The following is a 23,298-nucleotide window of genomic DNA, read 5'->3' as shown; positions in this document are numbered from 1 at the left end:
CCTGGACTCCGGATACAAACAACCAGCTTGGACTCCACGAAGGGTCCAGCGGCGGCGAAGGCATCCAGCTCCAAGGGTTTGTTTAATTGTGGTTTTTGTCAGATCACGGGTGGATACACGCTGGGGTGGCTTCCCAAAAAACCAGCCCTGTCACTAGCGATATTGCGCGCCTCGCCCCCCCGTATACGTTTGGGGCCAGGAAGGACCCGCGAATTCAGTGGGTTAGTGCGCTGGATGCCAGCTGGACCCCTGGCTGGAAACCAGAAGCCAGCGAAGTGTCCACCAACAAAAACGGGGAGAGCCGTCTTCCAACGCACTCTCCCCATTATGCCCTACGGATAGCACGAAACTGTTGCATGTGTCGAACACAAAAGTGTTGCAACATATTGGAGTCGTTCAGACATTCAGGCGCGACGCGATCTTGGTCAATGCGAGCTTGTGCTTGCGCCATGCCGTCGTGCGGTCAACGCCAAGTTCACCGCTGATCTGCTTCCAAGGCACACGCGCCGCCCGAGACCAGATCAGCCTGCGCTCGGCCTCGTCAATCCAAAGCACCCAATCGAAGGTCTGCTCAAGCCGTGTGATCGACGCCGCCGACGGCCAGACCCGCATAGGCTGCGGCTCCATCGCAGCGATCTCACGGCTGGTCCGCGCGATGTCAGGCCAGGCGTTGAAGTACCCCTTTGCCTTGACCGCTGGCAGCTTGCGCAGCGTGCGGAACGCTTCTTCGAAATGATCCGCGACATCGTCGGCGGTCCATGTCTTTTTCTCACCCATGGCGCACCTCCCCAACGGGGCGTGGCCCATAGAGTTTTGTGCCTAATTGCTCGACCAATTCACGTTCCGGCCAGGTCAGGCGCTGATCGTCGATGCTGACAGCCAGCACACCCTGTTCGTGCCAACCGTCCCGTTTGACCTGATCGGGATCACGGCGGTGTCCGCCATAGCCTTTGGGGGTAAACCTCATGCCACACCTCCCCGGGTCTCAATGGCCCAGTGCAGGATGGCGATAGCATCTGCCTCATTGTCATCAGCGGGGCTGAACCCACGCGCCCGTGCGGCGGCGATCATGGCGTCCTTGTTGGCGTTGCCCTTGCCGGTGGCGTGATGCTTGATCGTGCCCACCGGCACGCCCTCATAGGGAATGCCCCTCAGCTCGCCCCAACTGGTCAGTGAGGCCATGAGGCCTCCATAAACATGGGCTGCGTCAGTACCAGCGTGGCGGCGAACTTCTTCGAACCAGATCGTTGCAATCGGTCCAGACAGCCGATCAAGTTCCGTTAGCCAGTTGGTGAACCGCAGATAGCGCATACCACCGCCATCGTAGCGGCCGGGCTTGAAGCTGGCGGTGCCGCTGGTGATCAGGCAATCAAAGTCACGGATGGCCCAGCCGGTGGTCGTGCCCAGATCGAGCGCTAGTATGCAGCGCGGGGTTTGTTTGGGTTGGGTCATGCAGACCTCCTCTTCGATTTGATGAGCAAGGCGAGAGGGCTGGCCGGTGAAGGCTGCGGTCTCGCCAGGCCCCGAAGGGTGGTCTGGTCAGGTAAGGCGCAGGGCGACGAGGCCGCCCGGCAAATCTTTCAAAACATTCAGGGAAGGCTCTTGAAAGATTTCCGCCCCTAAGTCGTTGTCCTGTATGCATAATATATAATCTTTCAATTATTCAATATTTCAATAGGTACCTCTCTCCTAATGTTTAAACGCGCGCGTACGCGTATAGGGATAAGGGGTCCTCTTGAAAGATTGAAGGATTTGAAGGATTTTATTTTTCCGTTTTAACTCATGGTGTTATTCCCAATGCCTGCTTCAAAATCAGCTTCAGTGGGTTTGAAGGATCTCCCGTCACCCGCCAAACCGCGCCAACCTGTACACCATGGCCTGCTTGGTCGATGAGCCGCGCATGCCGGTCGTGACATCCCCGCTTTCGATCAAGGTCAGCAGGTTCTCATCACGGTCACGCGACTTGAGCCATTGTGAGGCGCGCGTGATTTCGGATTTGGCGATGCCTTTCGCTCCTGCCGCCCGGATGATCTCCTTCAACCGCTTCAAATGCGCTTCTGTCTCGGTGTCCGCGACATGGCGCTCAACAGCCTCCATGGTTCGCCGCGCATAATGGCGCACAAAATCAATGGCCCAATCTGCGGCCGAGAGGTCGATCCCAGGGTTTGTCGGATCGCGCCCGACCGCGACGATCAATGCAAGCTTCAATGCGTTCTCCCCAATGCGCGCCAGGATCGCCGTGAAAGCCGTCCCGGCTGCCGCCCGCAACTCCCCCGTCAATTCGGCGCTCAGCGCTTTGAAACGCGCACGGGCCTCCTCGGTCATGGGCACGATAGTTGGGTTCACCGCGGTGTTCTGATCGGCTGTCTTGCCCGCAAGGTTGCCCTTCTGATGCCCTCCACCGCAGGCCACGCTCTGCAACCCAGCGATCAGCGTGGGATCAGCCTGGCGCATGCCCACGGCGATGTTCTCGTCTGGATAATCCTCATCACTCGGCAAGATCAGAAAGCGGGCCAGCGAGCCGTCGACGACGTTTGCGCCCTGCAATGCGCCCCAGAAGTGCAAAGGCGTCGTAGTGCCATAGACACTCAGGCAGGGTTGATTGATATCCCGCCGCTCGTTTGAGCCATCACGGTTGGCATATTCTGCACCGAGGAAAATCCCGCCCGCGGCCGTGTAAAGCTCGGTCATGTTGTCGAGGATTTCAGTGATGTGGCGTGGACTGCGGCGCCGGTCGGCCGCCGCTGCCAGAAACATCCCAAACTCATCGATCTGGAACAGGATTGCAGGCTGGCGATGCAACGCGGTCAAAAGCCCCGCACCGGAGGCGATCTTGTTGCCACCGAGATGATGGGCCAGCCCCGCCTCAAAAAAGACCTCGTTGATGATTTCGCGGGCGTGGTTCTTGCCTGATCCGCTATCCGCAATGCCCACGACATACAGGTTCGAGCGCAGGTTGCTCTCGGTGCGATACTGCCGCCCCATGAGCGCACCAATCGCGCAGAAGCTAGCGCCAAGTGACAACAACGGCTGAGGACGCCGGGCTGTCGACAGCATGTAATCGGTCAGATCGCCCACCAACCCGTCCGGCATGACCAGCGTGAATGGTAAGGTGGCCGTTGGTTCCTCATCACCCTCGGAATGCCCTCCCAGCCTCGACAACAACCCCGCCGCTGGGTGCTCGCCATCACAGGCCACAGCACCGTCCAGACATAGTGAGGCATCAGGCTGCCAGCCGCGCTCAATGGCAAGGTGGTAGATCGTGCCGGCGCCAATGCGATCGGGTTTGAAGCTGGCCCAGGCCTTAGCGGTCGCCGCAGACACATCCTTGGCCGCCTGCGCTGACCAGCCCGCAAAGATATCGCCCCCAGCCTCACCAAGCGCGCCCTTCAGCGCCATACCAATCCGCACCCAGCTGTCATAGTCCAACTCCGCATTCGGTAGCCATTTCAGCGCTGCCTCAATGGCCGGTAATGTCCCCATCTGGCTATGGGCTTGCAGGTGCTCCGTGCCCTGTGATCCTGTCGCAAGCCCGCGTTGCTGCAAATGGTCGGGCAACAGGGCATAGGCCTCATCAAGAAAGGCGCGTGCCATCTCTGCGGTGATTTCAGGCAGCTCCGTGATATCAAGATCAGCCAGCCCTTCCTCTGGCCAGGCATAGGGCGCGCCAGTATCCGGGTGGTTTGCGTAGGCAACGAACTGCTGACCCAGGCAAAGCACCTCCAGCGGATGACGTTTGATGCCCCGGAAAGGGGTTGCTGTGCGATAGATCAACATCCGCTTTGGCGCCTTGCCGATGCGCAGCGCCGGGGTATCCCCCAAACGTTCACGCGCCAGTTGTTCGATCCGAAGCGCCAATTCCGCATCCTCCACGATGTCGATATCAACCGCTGCAACCGCGCCGCCCACAATCCCGATGCCGCAATCGGGCCATGCCGACCAGGTCGCGATTTCGACCTCGGTTGTCGGGCGTTCTGCATGCCGGTTCCATTCCGGATAATCGGCCCACGCCCCGCGCTTGAACTGGCCAGGCTTTTTGGTGCCCGGGCCGATTGGCAGAATGGCATAGCCATTGGTGACAAGACGCGCGCCGAAGCGCGCCATGTTGGATGTATCAGCCATCAGAACGGCACCTCCGGGGTCATGGCGTCGAGCCGTGTGCGGTCTTGTCCCGCAAGTGCGCGCAGTTGATCGCAATATCCGGTGATGACCGCATCAAGGAAGCGGTCCCACTCGGTCTCAGTCAGGGTGGCGAGATCAGATTTGCCGATACTCTCAAGGTATTCGCCACCATATTGGCCGCCAACGCTCATGGCCTGCATTTCATTTGGGGTGGGATCGATCATACCTGTCCTCCTGTGACAGATGTCCTGGCAGGTGCGCGAACAGAGGTGTTTGCGGCTTTGGTCCCGCCGGGGGTCCGAGACAGCGAATGTGGGGTTGAACCAACCAAACCCGCGAGGTTCCCGGCGGCAGACGGCGCAGAGGCCGGAGTTGATGTGGCGCATGGATCAAACCTGTAGCCGGAGATTTCAAGAAAGCGGCCAGACGGGCGCACCGAGATCGCGGTTGGCCGGGCCAGTTGCCCCGCCTGCGCAATGGCATCGTCGACAGTGCGCGGCATCGGGCAGCCCGGCGCGCGCTTTCGCCACCATTCGAGCGCCTTCTGGCGCGCATACCCCTGATGCTCGACACAAACCCATTCGTTGTAGGACTTGAGCCCGCAGCTATAGGTGACCTTCAGTGATGGCAGCCCGCCACGCTTGTCATGACGGCTATAGGACACGCCTTGGACCGGCAGCCATTGGACTTTTGGCGACAAAACCGGAAGCGTGGCCGCCGTGGGGGCGATCTTCACCTCCCGGGCCGGGAAGACATAGCCGCAGTCCGGGCATTCGGTGGCCGAGATCGCCATGATGCTGTCGCACTCGGGGCAGACCTTTGTGGGTGCCTCGCCACCCCCGCCATCGCCCGGGCGTTTCGGGCGGACCAGATCGATCGGTCCGTGGCGGCGGACATTGCCCGCAAAGTCGAGAACCAGACAGTTTTCCTTGTCCGGAGCCAGACGCGTGCCACGACCCACCATCTGGACATAGAGCCCTGCGGATTTGGTGGGACGCAGCAATGCGATAAGATCGACGCCAGGCGCGTTGAACCCGGTCGTCAGCACGCCCATTGAGGCCAGCGCGCGGATTTCGCCGCACTTGAAGGCCGCGATGATGGCATCGCGCGCGTCCTTGGGTGTGTCCCCGAAGATCGTACGGCAGGTGACGCCTTGACGCGCAAACTCTTCGGCCACATGACGCGCATGATCCACGCCCGAGCAAAAGGCCAGCCAGGATTTGCGGTCTTTTCCATGGGTGATGATCTCGCTCACGGCTGCCCGCGTCGTCGCTTTCTGATCGACCGCGGCTGCCAGATCGCGGGCAATGAAGTCACCCGCAAGCGTGCCGACCTTTGAGACATCCAGCCGCGTGGCAGGCTGTTTCGAGATCAGTGGGCTCAGAAACCCTGCGTCAATCAGCTCTCGCACCGGCGCCTCATAGGCAATGTCAGTGAAGAGTGCGTCCTTGCCCTCATGCAGCATACCGCTGCCAGTGCGAAACGGTGTGGCTGTGAGTCCGATCACCTTAAGCGCAGGATTGATCGCCTGCAGCGCGTCCAGAAAACGCCTGTACATCGTGCTGGAATTGCCTGGGATCAGATGGGCCTCATCAATCAACACCAGATCGGTGTGGCCGATCTCATGGGCGCGGCGATGGATTGATTGGATGCCAGCAAACAGGACGCGGGCCTGCGCCTCGCGTTTGCCCAGACCCGCTGAATAGATGCCCGCAGGTGCCTCAGGCCAAAGCCCAAGCATCTCCGCATGGTTCTGGGCGATCAGCTCGCGCACATGGGTCACGATCAGGATGCGCTGATCAGGCCAAGCCTTCAGCACCCCTTCGATGAATGACGCCATGACGAGCGACTTGCCGCCAGCCGTCGGGATCACCACCAGAGGGTTACCCTTGTTGGTCTGGAAATAGTCGTAGATCGAAGAGATCGCAGCCTCTTGGTATGGGCGCAGGGTCAGCATGGTACCGCCTCCGTTGTGCGGGCGTCATTTGACCAGGAGGCGCCATCGTTCATGCGGTAGGTGACGATGTCGTCTCCCGCATCGATGACCTCCCCCGGCACGAGATCGGGGATGAAGAGATGTTTGCCGCAGGCGGCACGCTGCTCAGCAGGCGACAGCATTCTGTCATGACGCGCGCAGTGCCATCCGCCATCAACGGCGGTAGAATGCAGACAGGAACGGCAGGTCAAAGCGGCCCCGCCACCCTCATGGCAGGCGGCATGGTGATCGCAAAAACGGCATTCGAACCAAGCCGGGTCCTCGCTGATCCGTGCAGGCGGATGCTGGGCGAAGATGACCCTGCCAGCCTTCTCCAGAAGGCGTTCGGCCATGGCAGGATCGGCCTCAACCCGTTCGATATGCAGCGCGTCGGTATTCTTGCAGACCGCCATGTAAAGCGCGCGGGTGATACCGGTCAGGTGCATGTAGATCTGCGTCTGCGCGGCATGCTGCGGCTTCGATGCCATCACGCCTTTCGCGGTTAAATCCGCAAAGCTTTTCACACCATGCGTTTTGAATTCCAGTACATGCCAGGTTTTCGGCACCTCAAGCAGACCGAGCGCGACGCCATCGAGCGAGCCGCCGAAATGACCGCCATGGGCCTCCACGCGGATTTGCCGTCCTGTTTCCGAATCCAGCTCCAAAACAGTGGCCCCGGTGGCACGCAAATTGCGCACCATACGGTCCTCTTCCAATTGGCCCGTCTCAAAAAGGCGCAAAAGGCGGCCAGAAAAGCGTGACGGCGTCACCCAGCGGAAATCGTACCAGAGCGCGCGTGCACATGATTTTCCGATGATGGATGCGCCGAGATGGTCACGGAAGCCATCACCCTGGCGGGCCTCGTAATCGGCGTAGATCGTCGTCAGCGTCGGCGTAGGTGGTGCGGGAAGATCAGCCATCACAAGCCCTCCCGTTCGCTGCGGGCTTGGGCTTCGGACAGAAGGCCGCTCCAAGTTTCCGGGTCGTGGCGCTCGCGCAGGATGCCGATCAGCGCGTCTTTCAGCTTTTCGCGGCGACGGCGGCCAGTGCCTTTGGCAAGCAACTCGGACCGTTCGCGGCACAGGTGGCGCAGCGCGGTTCTTGCCCGGTGAAACCAGTCAGGGTCGATAGGCTTTTGCCCCCGTTGGCGCGCCAGATCAGCGGTCGCAATCTGCGTGCGGATTTTGGCAATATCGTCGTCGAGTTCGATCAACCGGCACTGGTCTTCAGGCAAGCCGGAGCTGATCACGGCCCGAGGGGCCGCGTTATGCAGGTCAGTCATGGGAATATCCTTAGATGGGGTTGGGCGCTGCTCCGTCAGTCATGGATGCGGAGCAGCGCGATTGATCAGCCCTTCTTGTTCCAGGGCGCAGAGGCCATCTTGGGTGGTGCGGAAGCGGCCTGCGTTGAGGGCGGTGCTGCTGGGGCTGCGCCAGGTTTTGCGGTGGCTGCAGGAGCGCCTCCACTTTCGGGCGGCAGATAGGCAATGGCGTTGCTTTCGCCGTAGCCGTTCTTCGGCGGCTTGATCTTCACCTGGATCGTCATCGGGATCAGGTGCAGCTCCTCACTGTCGCTGACATGCATCCGGTCCGTCGCATGGCAGATTGCCGACAGCGTCCGCTGTGCAATCTCGACCGTGGTCGGGTTCGGGTTCACAAGGTTCAGCTGATCAAAGATCTTCCGGCCTTGATACTGGCCGTCCAAAATATCCAGCATCAACCAGAGAAACTGCCCCATACCGTTGCGGGTCACGCGCATTTCGCTCTCGACGATCTGAGCGCGGTATTTGCCTGCGGGCAGCAGCTCATACGGGGTGGTGGGTTCAACGCTGGTGGCGTCAAAGGACGTGTCAAAACGTGCCATGGTCGTATCCTTTCAAGGCAATCATTGGGATTGGGGCATGGCTGCGAGGAACTCTGACCACGCGAGCGGCAGAGTGTCCGGCAGGCCGTAACGGTTCTTGGCGAGGAAGGCGGGACGCTCCTCGGTGTGCATAACGCGCGCACCGGACCCGAGCGCCCGGGTCACCTTTTTGTTGAAGCCGACATCGGATTTGGCGACCGAGATCTGATAGTTGGCAAAAAGCACCACATCAGAATGCTCCTGCAGCAGCGCGGACGCGCGGGTCTGCAGCTTGATCACATACCGGTCGTAAGGCTCATGCTCGGGGCTATCGAACCGCTTGATGTCTGTATGGGCGATCTGGATGACCACCATGCCTTTCCGGTCGCGCAGCGCATTCAGCTTATCGAGATATTCCCGCCAGATGGTCAGCGCTTCTGCGAAGCCTTTGCCAAAGCCCGGGGTTTCGATCGACTGCCAGCCATTGCGTTTGCACGCTTCAGCCCAGATCAGCGGCTCGAGCCAGTCGACGCTGTCAACGACGACAGTGCCGTAGTCGTGATCCTCCTCCAGCAAGGCGTCGAGCGCTTGTGCAACTTCGGCATAGCTGGTCGCCAACGGAAAATGCGGGACCTGCAGTTTGCCAAGACCATCCTCGGTCATGATGAACACCGGCGCGCCCGCGTCAGCGGCAAAGGTCGATTTACCTACCCCGGCAACGCCGTGGATCAGTATACGCGGCGGCTGGAGCACCGAACTGGTGCGCAGAGATGCGAGAGAAATAGCCATCAGCGCACCTCCTCGCCCAGCACCAAGCGGAACTTGGGCTTGCCGGTCCGGACCGTACGCGCAGGTTCAAAACCCTTGCGCCAGCTTTCTGGCAGCGCCGTGTATTTGCGCTCAGACACTTTCAAAGTGGTATCGATGAACTCGGCCGGGTCCTCGCCTGCTGAGGCGATGTTTTCGGCGATCTGGGCCAGCTTGGCCTGATCCCAATCGATCCGCTTGGTCAGGTCCGAAATCACGGTGACGTCGCCATCTGCAAAGCGGATCGTGCCGGTGTCCTTGCCTGCCTCAGAGCGGCATTCAGCAGCACGCTCGGCGTATTTCAGGGAGATGGCACCATTGAGCCAATCCGAGACCGTCTTGGCCTGGGTGAGCTGCTGATCAGCCGCATCCCGCAGCATTGCCAGCTGATCAGCGGGCAGTGCCGCGATTTGGCCAACCGGCATGCGGTGGATATCGGCCAGTGTGATGTGGTTAGAAATTGTCATATTCATCCCCCTTATGCCGACATTGGGCGGTGGGGCTCGTGGTCCGAGCCGCGGATTTGCTCGACCTCGAAAGCCTCGACGTCTTCGAGCCGGTAAATGACCCGGCCACCGAGCTTGATGAATTTCGGGCCTTCGCCCGTCCACCGCCAACGCTCCAGCGTGCGATGTGAAATGTTCCAGCGAGCCGCCAGCTCGATCTGGGAAAGGTGTCTTAGCGCCATGTGAACCTCCTTGGGGTTTTTGCGAACACTTGCGGGATCACCATGGCGGATGGCGTGGTAGGGCTTCTGAAGGGGAAAGGTAGGGGAATTGGTAGGAGACGAAGAAACGCAAAACGGCCGCTCGATTGAGCGGCCGTTATTCATGTTTTCAGTATGTTGGTGAGGTTATGCTTCGATCCAGCAGTTGCCTTCATCGTACTTGATAAACGATTGCCAGTCGGTCCGACCGCTGAAAGCCTTCGAAAGGCTATTGGTCTTTTCCGAGAATCCCGCATCGGATAGCGTGGTTATTGTTCTGCAAACTGGCCTGCCAGACCAATATGCGCCGAACAAGATCGCCAGAAAATCCCGGTGCCGTAGACCACGAAACTTGAACACCTCGTCATGGACATAGACGACCCCGAAGTCCTCCGAGTGATCGATGGGGAACCGCCGCTGCGCATGTCCGGGGAACACACGCATGCAAACGGCCTGAGGTGAGATGGCCAGCTTTCCAGCCGCTTTGGCCACATCGGTCACACTGATGACGATGTCCTTCTTACTTGCAGCAACAGGGAGGCGATCGCCTGGTGTGGACGTCAGGATGACACGGACCCCATCAGGCGGCCTGCGTTCCAGGAGAGCACCAACCTTTTTCCACACCGCAGGATCTGAAAGCCGACGCGCAAACCAGACCGGCACGGGCGATTTCGCCCCCTTGAGCTGGATGGTGCCAATGTCCCACGCGACACTATCGATCAACGAGATCGGGCGCGCCGGGGCAGCGCGCTCGAAATCTACCAACATCTTCGCGAAGAGCAGCGGGTAATCAACTGCAAGAGCTGCGATCTCCTTGGCATCGACCGCAACCCACCGACCGATGCTGTTGTTGTATCCATACTGCCTGCGCTCGGCGCACCACTCTGCAGGGATGGGCTCGTCTTCGTAGTCATCCATAGCGGTGACGACCGGGATATGTCCGGACGCGACCATCAACTTGGCCTCGAGCAACTGATCCGTTGCCCGAGGTGAAACTTGCCGCAGGACCGATGCCTGCACCTTGGCCGTGCGGGTTTCAACGACCTGCAGCAGCATATCGACCGCCCGTTTAGTCAATGAGGTCACCGATGTCGGAGCTGTCGGTCAGAATGCCCCAACGGCGCAGATACTTGTCGCCAATCAGGCGCTCATGCGGGGTCATGTCCTTCAAGTTGCAGCCATGTGGCATGGTCACCGTCAGCGTCAACGATTTGCCCCGCCCGCCGCTCGGGCCGGGCTGAAACTTGATTGTGAACCGCGCGCGCGTGACGATCCATTCAGGCGCTTCAGATGCAACGGACAGGACATGCCCCGAACTGCCAATGTCGAGCCCAATTCTTTCTTCTGCCATTTCCCACACAGTGCGGTCGGCGCCCGACATGGATTCGAGGATGATCCGTTCGTTAGGCTGGCCAACCTCCATAAGACGCAATTCTTTCACGGTGACGTCCGCGATGCCGTCATCAACGTCAGTCGGGAAGTCAAAGGGCTTCAAGAGCATCCCAAGATCGTATTCTCGCAGCGGTATATGCTTTTCTTCGAAGTCGATCCCAAGCAGGTCCCGCGCCATGTAGGCAGTGAGATCCCTCCGGTCTGCAACTGTATTGGCCACCACCTCTATAACGCCGGTATCCGCTTCGTAAGTCAGCGCAGCCTCAAAAACCGGCTTCACGATGCGGCGGGACAATGTGCTGTTCGCGTCGAACCCAAGCATGTCTTCTGGGCGCCCTTCGCGATAGACAGCGACCTGAACGAGATCGCATTCCTGATCATCGAGGATGACGCGGTGCCGGTCGAAAACATCGACATGAACATGCGGCGTGTCGAAACGCGCGCGGATTGCCTTGGTGAAGTCAGCTACCGATGCAGCATCCCGGCGGACCACGCGGTCCTTTTCTACTTCAAAGCCACTCCATGACCGGCCACGGCGCCGTTCATCATTGTAGCGGACCTCTTCAGCCTTACGAAACTGGTCTGGTTCATTCAGAAACACCCACAGCGAACGATTATTAGCCCCCTCCAGCGTGTCGAACACCTGCCGGTTGATGACGACATTCTGCAGCGCATTCTGGCCCGGTTCGTCCGCGAGAGCAGCGACCTGACCGGCATTCATGACAACACGTTGTTTTTCACGGTCGTCCATGTCGTCGACAGCTTTGATCAGCGGCTCGACGAGCTCCGCCTCAGGCTTGGTCCAATCGACCGGTGGAAGGGATGTGAACCCAGAGCCGGTAAAATAGTCATGCAACCGTGTGACGGGGGTCTTGCGAAGGAAGGAGGCGATAGCAGTCATAGGAGCCCTTTCTGGCGAGGAGTATGAGGGAATCGGCGCAAAGCGATACGATAATGTTCGATATATATCGAACAAACCACCAAGTCTACTTGCGCGGCACGATTTTGTTCGGCATACCGAACAAGCTTCCTACAACCAAGGAAAACAAGGATGATACTATGACCACGTCCCTCGGCGCCAAGATGAAGCGCCACCGCCAGGAGAAGGGATACTCCCTCGACAAGCTCGCGGAATTGACCGACTCGAGCAAGAGCTACATCTGGGAATTGGAAAACCGCGACGCACGAAAGCCGTCCGGAGAAAAATTGACCCGGATTGCTCAGGCCCTCGAGATCACTACCGACTATCTGCTGGATGAAAGTGAGGAACCCGGAGACGCAGTTCTGAAGGAGGCCTTCTTCCGCAAATTCAGCAAGCTCGACCCGGATGACCAAGCTAAGATCAATCAGATGATCGATATGTGGGGAAAGAAGGATTGAGCCTGCCCACGACGCCACAGGGTTGGGCAATCCGCCTGACGCAGATCCTGTCGCTGCATCAGGCAGCGCATGGGCTACCGCGGTTTCCAATTGATGTGGCCGCACTAGCACAGGATGTCTCACGACAGGTGTTTCCAAATGCACCGATAACTATGGTCGGCGGCCTGGACCTCTCCAACGGCGTTGAAGGCATGCTCATGCCACGCCAAGATGGGTCCGGCGAATGGGGCATCATCTATAACGATACGATCCGTTCGCCGGGACGGCAGAACTTCACGTTGGCCCATGAATTGGGCCATTACCTGCTGCACCGGCAGACTTATCCCAGCGGCCTCGAATGCACCAACCGCGACATGGCTGATTGGGATGAGGTCCGGAACGGGATCGAGGCGGAGGCCAATACCTTCGCCTCCTACCTTTTGATGCCGCTGGATGATTTCCGTGAGCAGATCAAAGGCCGGGCCATTGATATCGATCTGATGACTGATTTGGCCGACCGCTACGCCGTGTCACTGACGGCAGCGATCCTGAAATGGATGACCATCACCGACAAGCGGGCGATGATCGTGGTTGGCAAAGAGGGATTCATCGACTGGGCATGGTCCAGCGAGCCGTTGCTGAAATCCGGTATCTTTTACCGGGCACGCCAAACAGTAACGGAACTGCCAGCCGCCTCCTTGGCCGCGCAGGACGTGGACTGGGATACTGGTCGCCATGGTCACCTCCACCCCGCAGGTGTCTGGTTGGGGTCTGAGCCCGTCCATGAAATGACGGTGTTCTCCCCCAGCAATGACCGGATGACAATCTCGCTGCTGCTTTATCCTGACCGCGCCCCATCCCGCTGGGAGATGGCAGAGTTGGAAGAAGAGCAGACCGTCGATACGTTCGACAAATTCATGGACGGTCGGACAGGGTGATTCGGCCCAGCAACGACGATCAGCGTTCCGCGTACTCGCATATTCACTACGCAGAAATACGTGGCTCTACGCGCAGGTCGACCCTGTCCGTAAAATATTGATTTACTTGTATTTTTGATATTTTAAGATACCTTTTGGGCATCATCTCAATCGCGAAAAGTCGCCATGCCCAAGAATACATCAGGCCCGATTTCGGGTCCCAATCCCCTATGCCCTGAGCGCATGTCAGCAGACGCGCGCCTCGAAGAAATTGGCCGCATTCTCGCTGCAGCTGTGGTTCGCCTGAACGTCGAACAGTCCAGCGATTTATCTTCTGAGAACGGAGACAGTTTCGTGGACTTATCGCCCCGAAAGAGCGGTGGTCGTCGTGCAAAACGTATCCGCATCGGAGGAATTGATGAAACATCACAATAAGATAACCCCAGCATTACCAGGAAGCGATCCAAACCTGGACCAGACGGTGCTGTCGCGCATGGCCGCCCTGAAGGCGATGTCGGTCAAGGAACTCAAAGCTGAATGGGAAAAACTCATCGGCACCTCGGCACCAAACAATAGCCGGGCATTTCTTGAACTTCGAATCGCATATCGGATCCAGGAGCTAACTTACGGCGGCCCAGATCGGGAAACCCGCCGCATGCTGGATCTGCTTGCCGACGAGGTTGAAGGCCATGCCCGCCGCAAACATCAGATCGCCGATCCCCGCAATCCTGTAGCCGGAACGAAACTCCTGCGTGAATGGGACGGCGCCGAGCATACGGTCACAGTGCTGAAGGACGGCTTTGAATGGCAGGGCCGCAAATACAAATCACTCTCGGCCGTGGCCCGCGCCATCACCGGAACACGCTGGAATGGGTATCGCTTTTTCGGGCTGCGTGAACGCAAGCAGGAGGAAGCATGATGGACATTAACATCCGACCAAACCGTCGCCTGCGCTGCGCCATCTACACTCGTAAGTCGACCGAAGAAGGGCTCGACATGGAGTTCAATACCCTTGACGCCCAGCGAGAGGCCTGTGAGGCCTATATCGCCAGTCAGAAGTCCGAGGGATGGGTGGCCACCCACGACCGCTATGACGATGGTGGATTTTCTGGCGGCAACCTCGAACGTCCCGGGCTCAAGCAGTTGCTTGCCGACATCGACGATGGTCTGGTCGACGTGGTTGTGGTTTACAAGATCGACCGCCTGTCGCGCTCGCTTATGGACTTTTCCAAGTTGGTCGAGGTCTTTGACCGCAACGGTGTCACCTTCGTGTCGGTCACGCAGTCGTTCAACACCACTACGTCGATGGGGCGGCTCACGCTGAACATCCTGCTCAGTTTCGCCCAGTTCGAACGTGAGGTCATCGGTGAGCGCATCCGCGACAAGGTGGCTGCATCACGCAAGCGCGGGATCTGGATGGGGGGCTATGTGCCCCTCGGCTACGATGTGCAGGATCGCAAACTGTTGGTGAACGACGCAGAGGCCTCATCGGTCCGACGCATCTTCGAACGGTTTGTTGAGCTCGGCTCCGCCACGGTTTTGGCACGCGAACTTCGCCGCGACGGCTTCCGCAACAAGCAGGGAACGCTGATAGACAAAGGCTACCTCTACCGGCTTCTGAACAACCGTGTTTATCGCGGTGAGGCCGTCCACAAGGGCAAGGCCTACCCCGGCGAGCATGACGCCATCATCGACGAGGCACTCTGGGATCAAGTCCACGCAATCCTCAAGGAAAGCCCCCGCAAACGGGCCAACAACAGCCGGTCGCGGACACCCGCGCTTCTGAAAGGGCTGATATTCAGCGACACTGGCGCGGCCATGACGCCTACCAGCACGAAAAAAGGCGCGAAGCTTTATCGCTACTATGTGTCGATGGACGTCATCAGGAACCGTGAGACCGGTGAAGAAACCGCGCCAATGCGGCTGGCGGCAGGAATGGTCGAGGATGCGGTCGTGACCGAGGTTCGGCGCATTCTGCAGACGCCAGAGGTGGTATCGCAGGTGCTCGTGGCCCTGAAAAAGGAACAGGTTGCAGTTTCGGAAGCCGACGCCATCGCAGCCCTTCACGAGTTCAAGGCACTCTGGTCGCAACTCTTCCCGGCAGAGCAGGCCCGCATCATCCAGCTTCTCGTCCGGCGCGTTACCGTCACCGCCGCGGGGCTTGAGGTCGACATCAGGCGCGAAGGGATCGCAGGCGTGATCCGCGAAATGGTTGAGCCGCGCAGGATGGAGGCTGCGGAATGACCAAGCCTGATGACACGATCCGCGTACTGATCCCGTTGACGGTCCGCAAGAAGAACGGGCGGCCCAAAATCCTACCGCCCTCTGACTATCGGCCGAGCGATGACCAGACCCAAGACCCGCATGTTCTGCGCGCTATCGGCCGCGCATGGGGATGGCGGCGGCGCATGGATGCAGGTGAATTCGCCACAATCCAGGAACTGACTGAAGCCGTCGGTTTGGCCGAACGTCATGTCAGTCGCCAGTTGCGGCTGGCCTATTTGGCGCCAGAGGTGCTCAAGCGCCTGACCTGCGGGCGCGAGGCGTCTGCGGTAAGCTTGTACGATCTGTGTTTTCTGGCTGGGGAGGCTTGGGGCGAACAAAGCTGCCACGCGTTCGAAACGACTGCATCCTGAACGTCGTAATAGGTATATTGCAGATAGTCGAATTTGCTGACGTATCGCTGTGACCCCTGCCAACGCGTCTACATGCCCCTCAGTCTTCCAGATCAACAGTGCCACTTCAGCAATCGTAGCAATTACGTGATTAAAATCCAAGAACAACGATTGCATGGTCATGTCTTGAAGTGTGGGCGAAATCAAGGGATCATAGCGCAAGCGACATGCAAATTCAGGAATGTCGAGAAAGTCTTTGCTTAACGGAGGGTATATCGTAATGCCACGTCTTTATTTCGTTGCTCTCCCGCTGTTGGCCGTTCTCGCTGTACCCGCCCAGGCTGAACCTTCTCCAGAGGAAGTCGACACAGCTCGCACAGCTTGTGAGGACGCGTTTCTAGCCCGGGACGCAGAGGCCTATACTAACGCAGCAGCCATCATGATCGCTTGGGGCGAGATGCAAAATCCAGATCTGACCCGGGAGGTGGAGTTGTGCCTTGCCTTCGCGGATGTGATCGAAGGGGTGGATCTGGCGACCGTGCGGGCGCGTGCAGCGGGGGCAGCTGTGTCCGACGCTGAGGCGTTAGCCCTCGCCGCACCACCGGAGATCGCCGAGGCTAACACCCGCCTAGCGGACTACTTAGCCCGCGCCACGGCCGACGGGGCGGATTTGGAGGCGCTTGCACGCGACGTCGCTGAGGACGACACCTTCGCGCCATCCCCTAGCCCGGATAGGGATGCCTTGGAGGCGAAGTTGAGCGCGTACGTACGCCCCATCCCAGCCGCTCGGGCGGGGCAGAATCTGACAGCGTACCGGGCACTGGCTCGCGTAAACCCGGATATGCAACTCTACCGAGATCGGGTTACTCGTTACGAGCAGGCGATCGAAGCGGAGCGGGCGCAACTAGAACGGATATCCCGACAGTTAGAGGCGCGGCTGATCCGGACCACGGCTGCGTTCGACGGGTCCTCTTGGTCTCGACACCCCTCGTCCCCGCGTTACCAAGATATCCGGGACTATGTGACGCTCTACCTCATCGAGTCCGGAACTGGTCAGCAGTCGATGGAACTGTTCGTGAACTACACCTCACGCGACGGGTGGTTATTCGTTCAGAACGCCTCGATCAATATCGACGGGGAGACATCCCGGATCCCGATCAGCCAGTGGTTCCGCGATAATGATACGGAAATCTGGGAGTTTGGCAGCGTTCGGGGGGCCGCAGCCCTTTCGCTCGCCAGCGAGATCGCGGAGGCAGACCGCGCAGTCATCCGCTTCAACGGCCAACAATTCTATGATGACCATGTGGTTTCCGAAACCGAGAAAAGGGTGATCCAAGAGATGCTGGCTATGTGGGAGGTCATATCAGCGGAGTAGGATCTGTCAGCTGCTTGATGCAGCTTCCCCCTCTCAACTACTACTGCCCCGCAGCACTAAAAATCCATTCCGGAGCTATTGCTTCGTTGAAGGCTTCCAGCGCAATATTCATATCAGACAACCAGTTTCCCGAATATCGAGGGATCAAGACGTGGCCTTCAGCGTCTTTTACAGCACCCATAATATCCACAAAAAGCGGCAGTGGACTTCCGGCAGTTGAAACCCCCCAAAGAGCCTGGCAGCCATTCCTCCGGGCTATTTGACCATCAAGGGAGAATATCTCTTCGCCCTCTTCTACAAGAACGAGACGCTCGAAATCATCTTGGGCAAGGCGGGAGATCTGAAGCAGCATAAAAAGACCAGCTGCTAGCTGAGCTTCCGCGGGGTAGCCAATAATATCTACGCGCAGATCGCCACCATCCTGCTCGATATCAAATTGGATCCCGTGCGCATATTGAGATAAATTCAAGTGTTGATCGAGCGAAGTATTGGGAACCGAACCTGCTGCCAGGTGCGGGTCAGATGAAGGTCGATAACTATGAGGCTCACACGGGTTAGCGTGAGCTGTTGTTGTGAAAACTAAAGCGAAAGCAATTACTGATAAATACTTGTACATCAGATATCTTGCTCCTTTTTGATTGCCAACAACCTAGCAGAAAACGGCTTGATCTCAACCGATAAGACCATATCGAGGCCTTCCGCATTGGGATCCTTAGGACATGCGACAAACCAGCGAAGGTTGATAAACTCATCGAAAGTGAACCGTGGCAATCACTATAGACCACACTCAGGATGCCGCGCGCATATCGTCCATCATCCCTCACGTGACGAAGCGTCCACAGACCAAAACTTCGTGCAGCAGATCGTTTTCTTCATCGGTCCAGGACCCAGTCGACATGCCGCCAGGCTATGAACGGAAAATCTCCTTGTTATCAGAGACTTCTCGCGGTCATCCGCATCACCCCGCACAACCACGCCGCCTTCGAGTGTCTCTGTCCACATCGATAGCGGTCGAACCGGCCTCAACTGCGGCGCAATCCATTTTCGGCAAGTGTCTGAAAAGGCGAACAGTTTTGAATGCGTCTCGATTTGGGTGAAGGACGGGTGGAAAGAGACGCGGGCCGTTCAGAGACTGATTTCGGCCGAACGACCAGTCTCCAAAAGTCGGATGGCGTCGCTAAACCCCTTTGAAACCAAAAGAAAAAAGGGCCCCGCGAGGGCCCATCTTCGGTTTCGGTAAGTGTAGGTGGCGGTGTATTGACCCCCTTTGGGTTCGAATCCCCTACACCTACCATTGAGTTGCAACAATAATCGTCCTGAAAGATAACAAAATCAAGGTTTTTGTTGCTACGGTATTGGCAGTTCGCATTTCAAATACTGGGTAGCATTGCATTCTTTGTGGAATGTAATACGGTACCATACCGCAGGTTCGAATCCTGCTTTGCCTTCATTGGAAACAGATAATCGCCGCAAAATATGCGGTGATTAAGCCCACTATTCACCGCAACGTGCTACAGATATTGCTGCTCTGATAATCGGAGCAACAGTATCTTCGGATATGTTCCTGTCAGAACAATATTTGGAATCAAGCCATTCAAGCAAAGGCTTTTGTCCCTTACTTGAATTACATCCGCAACAACAGAGCGCTATATTTTCCCTTGTGATTATGGATGCGTCATTAATGATATGCTCCCAACTTGCCGCCGTTTTTCTGGAAACGTTTACTGGCGTAAATTCTGACCTGCAATAGACGCAAACCTTATCACGATCCCGGACTTCTTTTTCCAACCAATCAGGAATATTCCAGTTATTAGCCAAGGTTACTTCTCCTCAGAATTTGTTGTTTATCCCCAGAGGCTGCATACTCATCTAACCAGCAAAATGTGTTGACCAGTTTCATCTGCTCTACAGTGCCGCATGGGATTTCCAGCAGCTTGGGATTGGCGACCACCACAGCCAAACACTGTGCGCGGGAAACGGCAACATTCAGGCGGTTCTTACTGTAGAGGAACTCAATATTACGTGGCAGATCTTCGGCGCTGGATGTCACCATGGAAATCAGCACGATGGGCGCTTCTTGGCCTTGGAACTTGTCAACAGTGCCGACCTTGGCATTGTCCGGCAAGATGGAGCGCAGGTAATTCACCTGCACATTATACGGCGTGACCACCAGAATATCGTCTTCGGTGATCGGGCGCGTGCTGCCATCACGGTCGGTAAATTCTTGACCAAGCAAGGCGTTATATTTGGCTTTAATGATTTCGCCTTCCTCAATGCTTTTTTGCGAGCAGCCTTCATGCTGCGCGGGGATCATGACAATTCCTTCATTGGGCAGATCAACGCCTTGCAGGTTCAGGCTGCGCTCAGCAGTGCTTTCATGGGCTGTCAGTCGGCCATCATAAAAGGCATCAGAAATAAACTGGCAGATGGTTGGACGCATGCGGCGTGTCTGGCCAAGGAAAATACCGCGCTCAGCCGGGATCGTGGAATGATCACCCAACAAGAATTCCAGCACTGACAATCCAGCCTCACCCGGATGGGTGCCTTGGATGGGCTGGCCGAGCTGCATCTGATCGCCGACCAGAATGATGTTCTTGGTCGCTGTGGCCATGGCGACCACATTGGCAGTGGCGACTTGCCCAGCCTCATCGATGAACAGATAATCCAGCTGACCATTAAAATGCGGACTGGCAAAGGTCCATGCGGTACCCGCAAAGAGATCAGCGCTAAGGCTCATATTCTCAGTTTTGGTTTCGGAGCGGATAAACTGCCCATCAAAGATGGTCTCGTCATTCCCGCCACTGGCTTTTTTGATGCCATGGAAATGCACGCCTTTTTCAGCAGCGACGCTTTCTACTTTTTCAAGCAAGTTATGAATGGCCTTGTGGGAGTTGGAGGTAACACCGATTTTCTTGCCGCGCTTGATCAGGTCCACGATGATGTGGCTGCTGGTGTAAGTCTTACCTGCGCCCGGAGGGCCTTGGATAAAGAGATAGCTGTTGTCTAACGCAGCAATGGCTTCCAGCGCATCCCCTTGCAGGTCATCAGAGGTGATAACCGCTTCGCCCGTCTGCTTACCTCGGATGCGCGGTACATTTCGCGCCAGTAGTTCGGTCGCGGCATGAGTGCCTTCCGGCGCTTCCAGTACATGATCAGCATAGCGGTAAATGGCCGAGCGGATGATCTTGCTATCAATCGGTCCCGGTGGGCCAATGGACAGGCTTTCCGGCAATGGCTCTTTGCTGGCCCCACGCTTGATTTTGACGATGCAGGCATCTTCATCAATTTCAACGATGGTGCCTGCGTTCTCCATGACGGCAATATCAACGGCCTGAGCGCCAACCTTTAGCTTGTATTCCTGTGATGGGAAGCGGTAGCTGTATATCAGGGAGCGCTTTTCAGGCTCGGGGCTACCAATCTGCTGCAAGCCTCCAAGGCACTCCGTATCGTCAATCAGTTCATCTTCAAATTTGTTCTGCCGTTCAAAGCTGCTCCACCATTGCGGCTTAGCCTCCCGGTTATGAAACTCCAGCAGGTGCGACAGCCGCTCATTGGTGGGCGGCGGGTTATCCTCGGTCACGCCAAGGCGGGTTTGGTAATCCTCATATTCGATTTCCCAGTCTTTGCGCTGTAGCTCTTCTTCCTCGGCATATTCAGGCAGCCCCTTAAACCACGGTGCATCTTCTGGCTTAAGCGTCAGCAACCAATCACGCAGTAAGTGCGTGGAAACGCAATCCACCTCGTTATAATCAGAAATCTCTTGCAGCAATTCATCGGCACCTGTTTCGCGCCATTCGTTATAGACGATGATACTATCGGCGGCGGTCGCCACCGCATTAGCCCGCTTATCCATATAGAAGGTTTCCATGTTCTTGATGGAATAGCCGGGTTCAGAGGTACGGATGCTTTCACGCACCACCAGATACAGATCAACGAATTTCTGATTGCGAAGCAGATTATCCAGCTGCTCTTCACACACAGCATAACGGCAGGCTAAGCGTTTCAGGGCCGTGGTTTCATAATGGTTGTAATGATAGATATGGGCGTGTGGGTGTTCAGCCAGATGATCGGCTAGAAAGCCCATAAAACGCTTAAAGGTTTGTTTTTCCTCTTCATGGTCATGCGCCCAGAATGGAAGGAACAGTTCTTTGCCATCTTTGAAATAATACACCCCAAACAAATACTCCAAGCCATTCGGGTAAAGTGGATCGCCCTCCATATCAAAGAACAGATCACCGTCATCCGGCACTGGCATACGGGTAAAGCCCTTGCCGGGCGGAAATGCGATGATTTCACATTTATTCTCGCCAGTGGCGGCTTTGTGATGTTGCAGAACAGCTTGTGAGCGCAAGCGTAAAAACACGTCACGGCTCAGATCAGGGATTTTGGTGTCAGGCGTTGTGGCGGCAAGCTCTGCAACAGTGCCGATGCCAGCCTTACGCAGCTTGTCAATCTGTGAGCGTTGGATATTGGCCACAAGGCTTAAATGATCATCTTGCTCCCACTGCGCTTTGCAGCCCTCACGCCATGGGCAGAAATTACAATGACCACAAGGTTCAGGATATGAGTTCGCAGGCAGGTTTTGCAGGTATCCTTCAAAGCGGCCTTTGGCGCGGGTGTAGTAATAGAAAAAGGCAGCCACGCGGAAGCTGTGTTTTTGATGGTCGCCCAGAAACAGATGCATATCAGACGGGCGCAGCCCCTGCAGGTCAGTCAGCAGCTCAGAATAGACACAAAGCTGCATGATATGCTTGGGCTCAGCCGTTCGCCCCAGTTTGGTGTCCAGCACCTCATAGCTGAAATCACCCAAGTCAGATCGTGTATTACACTTGATCAGAAAATCCGCATCGCCTCGCCAAGGCGGTGCAAAGAACACAGCCTGATAAATCACATCCGCACCAGACTGCATGGCCTCCAATGTCAGCTGGGCGCGATCCTGCAAATTACGATCTTTGGGGATTTCAACGACAGACTTACCTTCGTATTTGAGCTGTTGGAGGTAAGCCGCCTCATGCTCCAAGCCTTTTTGCTGAAGTAGCTGAGCAGTGGTGCTGGCCACGGCCTTATCCATATCCTCGCTTAACGCCCTCACATCAAGGTAACTCGCATGGTGGCACCCTAAGAAGGTGACCAAGTCCGATGGTGAGTAGAGAATCTGATCGTTACCGTATTGCTGCATATTTTTTACAAAAACCCCATTACTGTACTTTTTATCATTGACACGCAGAATGTTCTATATTAGATTGATGTTAACAGTAATCGAATTACAGAGTTTTGTCGAGATGATTTTAAAGTTAAAAGATGTAGCCACTGTTTCATCAGGAGTGACGTTTCGCTCTCGGATTGAGGCATCCAAGGATGGTAGCGTTAGGGTCATTCAGATGAAAGATCTTGGTGACGACAACTTCGTGCACCTGAGTGAAAGCATCCACATCGACCACACCAAACCTAAGTCGAATCAGCTTGCCAAGTTAGGGGATATTATTTTCCGCTCTCGTGGCCAGACAAATACTGCTGCACTACTGAATGAGGATGTAGAGAGCACAATTGTGGCAGCGCCATTATTCCGTGTACGGCCAGATGTAAAAAAGGTCGTGCCAGAATTTCTGCTTTGGTGGATCAACCAACCGTCTTCACAGTCTTACCTTGCGTCTAGATCAAAAGGCACCATGGTCAAAATGGTCAGCAAGCAGGGCTTAGAGGATTTGGAAGTTAATCTGCCTTCATTAGGGCAGCAAAAAAAAGTGGCTGAGTTTTTCAGTCTCTCCATGCGAGAGCAGCAACTCTTAGAAGAGATTAAAAATCGCAAAGCGATCTACACCCAAGGAATTTTGATGCAGATGGCATCAGAATCTCGCCAAACCGCGAGTAATAAAAAACCCGGCTTCGATGCGGTAACATCTACTCCGGGTCAAACTCAGTCAAGAGCAAGGAATTAATACTATGACACGAGGAAAAAATCAACATGTAGTGAAGCACCCCGACGGATGGGCCGTTAAGGGCGCAGGTAATAGCAAGGCAACAAAGGTCACCGATACGCAGAAAGAAGCGATTGAACGTGCCGAACAAATTGCCCGCAACCAACAATCCGATACCAAAGTCCATGGCCGTGACGGCAAAATCAGAGCCGGAAACAGCTATGGCAACGACCCGTACCCACCGAAAGATACGAAATAAGCACAAGGAGC

Annotated in this window: 24 protein-coding genes; 8 read left to right on the top strand and 16 right to left on the bottom strand. The window is 56.7% G+C overall.

Features of this window, described 5'->3' with window-relative positions:
* Window positions 1-396 precede the first annotated feature (396 nt).
* From GKR98_13125 to GKR98_13060, 14 genes are all read right to left on the bottom strand, one after another.
* Window positions 397-777 carry a helix-turn-helix domain-containing protein gene (locus tag GKR98_13125; protein QMU59049.1) on the bottom strand — a complete coding sequence of 127 codons (381 nt, stop codon included), beginning with the start codon at window positions 775-777 and terminating at the stop codon, window positions 397-399.
* Window positions 770-967, bottom strand: coding sequence for a hypothetical protein (locus tag GKR98_13120; protein ID QMU59048.1), 198 nt, complete (start codon window positions 965-967; stop codon window positions 770-772). Before GKR98_13120 ends, GKR98_13125 begins: the two co-directional genes overlap by 8 nt.
* Window positions 964-1,452, bottom strand: coding sequence for a hypothetical protein (locus GKR98_13115; protein QMU59047.1), 489 nt, complete (start codon window positions 1,450-1,452; stop codon window positions 964-966). The genes GKR98_13120 and GKR98_13115 overlap by 4 nt, the downstream gene beginning before the upstream one ends.
* A gap of 390 nt (window positions 1,453-1,842) precedes the next feature.
* The gene (locus GKR98_13110; protein QMU59046.1) at window positions 1,843-4,122 is read right to left on the bottom strand and encodes a DUF3987 domain-containing protein; all 2,280 of its coding nucleotides are present in this window, start codon (window positions 4,120-4,122) and stop codon (window positions 1,843-1,845) included.
* Window positions 4,122-4,346, bottom strand: coding sequence for a hypothetical protein (locus GKR98_13105; protein QMU59045.1), 225 nt, complete (start codon window positions 4,344-4,346; stop codon window positions 4,122-4,124). The genes GKR98_13110 and GKR98_13105 overlap by 1 nt, the downstream gene beginning before the upstream one ends.
* Complete coding sequence (locus GKR98_13100; GenBank protein ID QMU59044.1) at window positions 4,343-6,079, bottom strand: DEAD/DEAH box helicase; 1,737 nt, start codon at window positions 6,077-6,079, stop codon at window positions 4,343-4,345. Before GKR98_13100 ends, GKR98_13105 begins: the two co-directional genes overlap by 4 nt.
* The gene (locus GKR98_13095; GenBank protein ID QMU59043.1) at window positions 6,073-7,017 is read right to left on the bottom strand and encodes an oxidoreductase; all 945 of its coding nucleotides are present in this window, start codon (window positions 7,015-7,017) and stop codon (window positions 6,073-6,075) included. Before GKR98_13095 ends, GKR98_13100 begins: the two co-directional genes overlap by 7 nt.
* Window positions 7,017-7,379 (bottom strand): hypothetical protein, encoded by a 363-nt coding sequence (locus GKR98_13090; protein ID QMU59042.1) that lies wholly within the window; start codon window positions 7,377-7,379, stop codon window positions 7,017-7,019. The genes GKR98_13095 and GKR98_13090 overlap by 1 nt, the downstream gene beginning before the upstream one ends.
* 65 nt (window positions 7,380-7,444) lie before the next feature.
* Window positions 7,445-7,960 carry a DUF669 domain-containing protein gene (locus GKR98_13085; GenBank protein ID QMU59041.1) on the bottom strand — a complete coding sequence of 172 codons (516 nt, stop codon included), beginning with the start codon at window positions 7,958-7,960 and terminating at the stop codon, window positions 7,445-7,447.
* Between the two features lie 21 nt (window positions 7,961-7,981).
* Entirely contained in the window at window positions 7,982-8,728 is a 747-nt protein-coding gene (locus GKR98_13080; protein QMU59040.1) for an AAA family ATPase, read from the bottom strand.
* Window positions 8,728-9,213: a hypothetical protein gene (locus tag GKR98_13075; GenBank protein QMU59039.1), complete on the bottom strand. Its 486-nt coding sequence runs from the start codon at window positions 9,211-9,213 to the stop codon at window positions 8,728-8,730. Before GKR98_13075 ends, GKR98_13080 begins: the two co-directional genes overlap by 1 nt.
* 11 nt (window positions 9,214-9,224) lie before the next feature.
* Window positions 9,225-9,434: a helix-turn-helix domain-containing protein gene (locus tag GKR98_13070; protein QMU59038.1), complete on the bottom strand. Its 210-nt coding sequence runs from the start codon at window positions 9,432-9,434 to the stop codon at window positions 9,225-9,227.
* 165 nt (window positions 9,435-9,599) lie between these two features.
* Complete coding sequence (locus GKR98_13065) at window positions 9,600-10,538, bottom strand: hypothetical protein (protein ID QMU59037.1); 939 nt, start codon at window positions 10,536-10,538, stop codon at window positions 9,600-9,602.
* Window positions 10,522-11,745, bottom strand: coding sequence for a hypothetical protein (locus tag GKR98_13060; GenBank protein QMU59036.1), 1,224 nt, complete (start codon window positions 11,743-11,745; stop codon window positions 10,522-10,524). The genes GKR98_13065 and GKR98_13060 overlap by 17 nt, the downstream gene beginning before the upstream one ends.
* Window positions 11,746-11,903: 158 nt before the next feature.
* On the opposite strand from GKR98_13060, the gene GKR98_13055 reads away from it, so the two are divergent.
* From GKR98_13055 to GKR98_13030, 6 genes are all read left to right on the top strand, one after another.
* Window positions 11,904-12,224 (top strand): helix-turn-helix domain-containing protein, encoded by a 321-nt coding sequence (locus tag GKR98_13055; GenBank protein QMU60101.1) that lies wholly within the window; start codon window positions 11,904-11,906, stop codon window positions 12,222-12,224.
* Window positions 12,221-13,141, top strand: coding sequence for an ImmA/IrrE family metallo-endopeptidase (locus GKR98_13050; GenBank protein ID QMU59035.1), 921 nt, complete (start codon window positions 12,221-12,223; stop codon window positions 13,139-13,141). Before GKR98_13055 ends, GKR98_13050 begins: the two co-directional genes overlap by 4 nt.
* A gap of 397 nt (window positions 13,142-13,538) precedes the next feature.
* On the top strand, window positions 13,539-14,039 hold the full coding sequence (locus tag GKR98_13045) for a DUF2924 domain-containing protein (protein ID QMU60100.1): 501 nt from the start codon (window positions 13,539-13,541) through the stop codon (window positions 14,037-14,039).
* Window positions 14,039-15,364 carry a recombinase family protein gene (locus tag GKR98_13040; GenBank protein QMU60099.1) on the top strand — a complete coding sequence of 442 codons (1,326 nt, stop codon included), beginning with the start codon at window positions 14,039-14,041 and terminating at the stop codon, window positions 15,362-15,364. Before GKR98_13045 ends, GKR98_13040 begins: the two co-directional genes overlap by 1 nt.
* Window positions 15,361-15,756, top strand: a complete 396-nt coding sequence (locus GKR98_13035; GenBank protein ID QMU59034.1) for a hypothetical protein — start codon at window positions 15,361-15,363, stop codon at window positions 15,754-15,756. The genes GKR98_13040 and GKR98_13035 overlap by 4 nt, the downstream gene beginning before the upstream one ends.
* A 220-nt stretch (window positions 15,757-15,976) precedes the next feature.
* A complete protein-coding gene (locus tag GKR98_13030) occupies window positions 15,977-17,110 on the top strand; it encodes a hypothetical protein (GenBank protein QMU59033.1) in 1,134 nt (377 codons plus the stop codon).
* Window positions 17,111-17,150: 40 nt separating this feature from the next.
* On the opposite strand, the gene GKR98_13025 is transcribed toward GKR98_13030, so the two are convergent.
* Window positions 17,151-17,726 carry a hypothetical protein gene (locus GKR98_13025; GenBank protein QMU59032.1) on the bottom strand — a complete coding sequence of 192 codons (576 nt, stop codon included), beginning with the start codon at window positions 17,724-17,726 and terminating at the stop codon, window positions 17,151-17,153.
* A gap of 1,194 nt (window positions 17,727-18,920) precedes the next feature.
* Entirely contained in the window at window positions 18,921-22,289 is a 3,369-nt protein-coding gene (locus GKR98_13020) for a TM0106 family RecB-like putative nuclease (protein QMU59031.1), read from the bottom strand.
* Window positions 22,290-22,338: 49 nt separating this feature from the next.
* On the opposite strand from GKR98_13020, the gene GKR98_13015 reads away from it, so the two are divergent.
* A complete protein-coding gene (locus GKR98_13015) occupies window positions 22,339-23,049 on the top strand; it encodes a restriction endonuclease subunit S (protein ID QMU59030.1) in 711 nt (236 codons plus the stop codon).
* 4 nt (window positions 23,050-23,053) lie between these two features.
* On the top strand, window positions 23,054-23,287 hold the full coding sequence (locus tag GKR98_13010; GenBank protein ID QMU59029.1) for a DUF2188 domain-containing protein: 234 nt from the start codon (window positions 23,054-23,056) through the stop codon (window positions 23,285-23,287).
* Window positions 23,288-23,298 lie beyond the last annotated feature (11 nt).

The sequence above is a fragment of the Boseongicola sp. genome, from assembly GCA_014075275.1.
Taxonomy (GTDB): domain Bacteria; phylum Pseudomonadota; class Alphaproteobacteria; order Rhodobacterales; family Rhodobacteraceae.
This window is presented reverse-complemented; position numbering and strand designations above follow the sequence as displayed.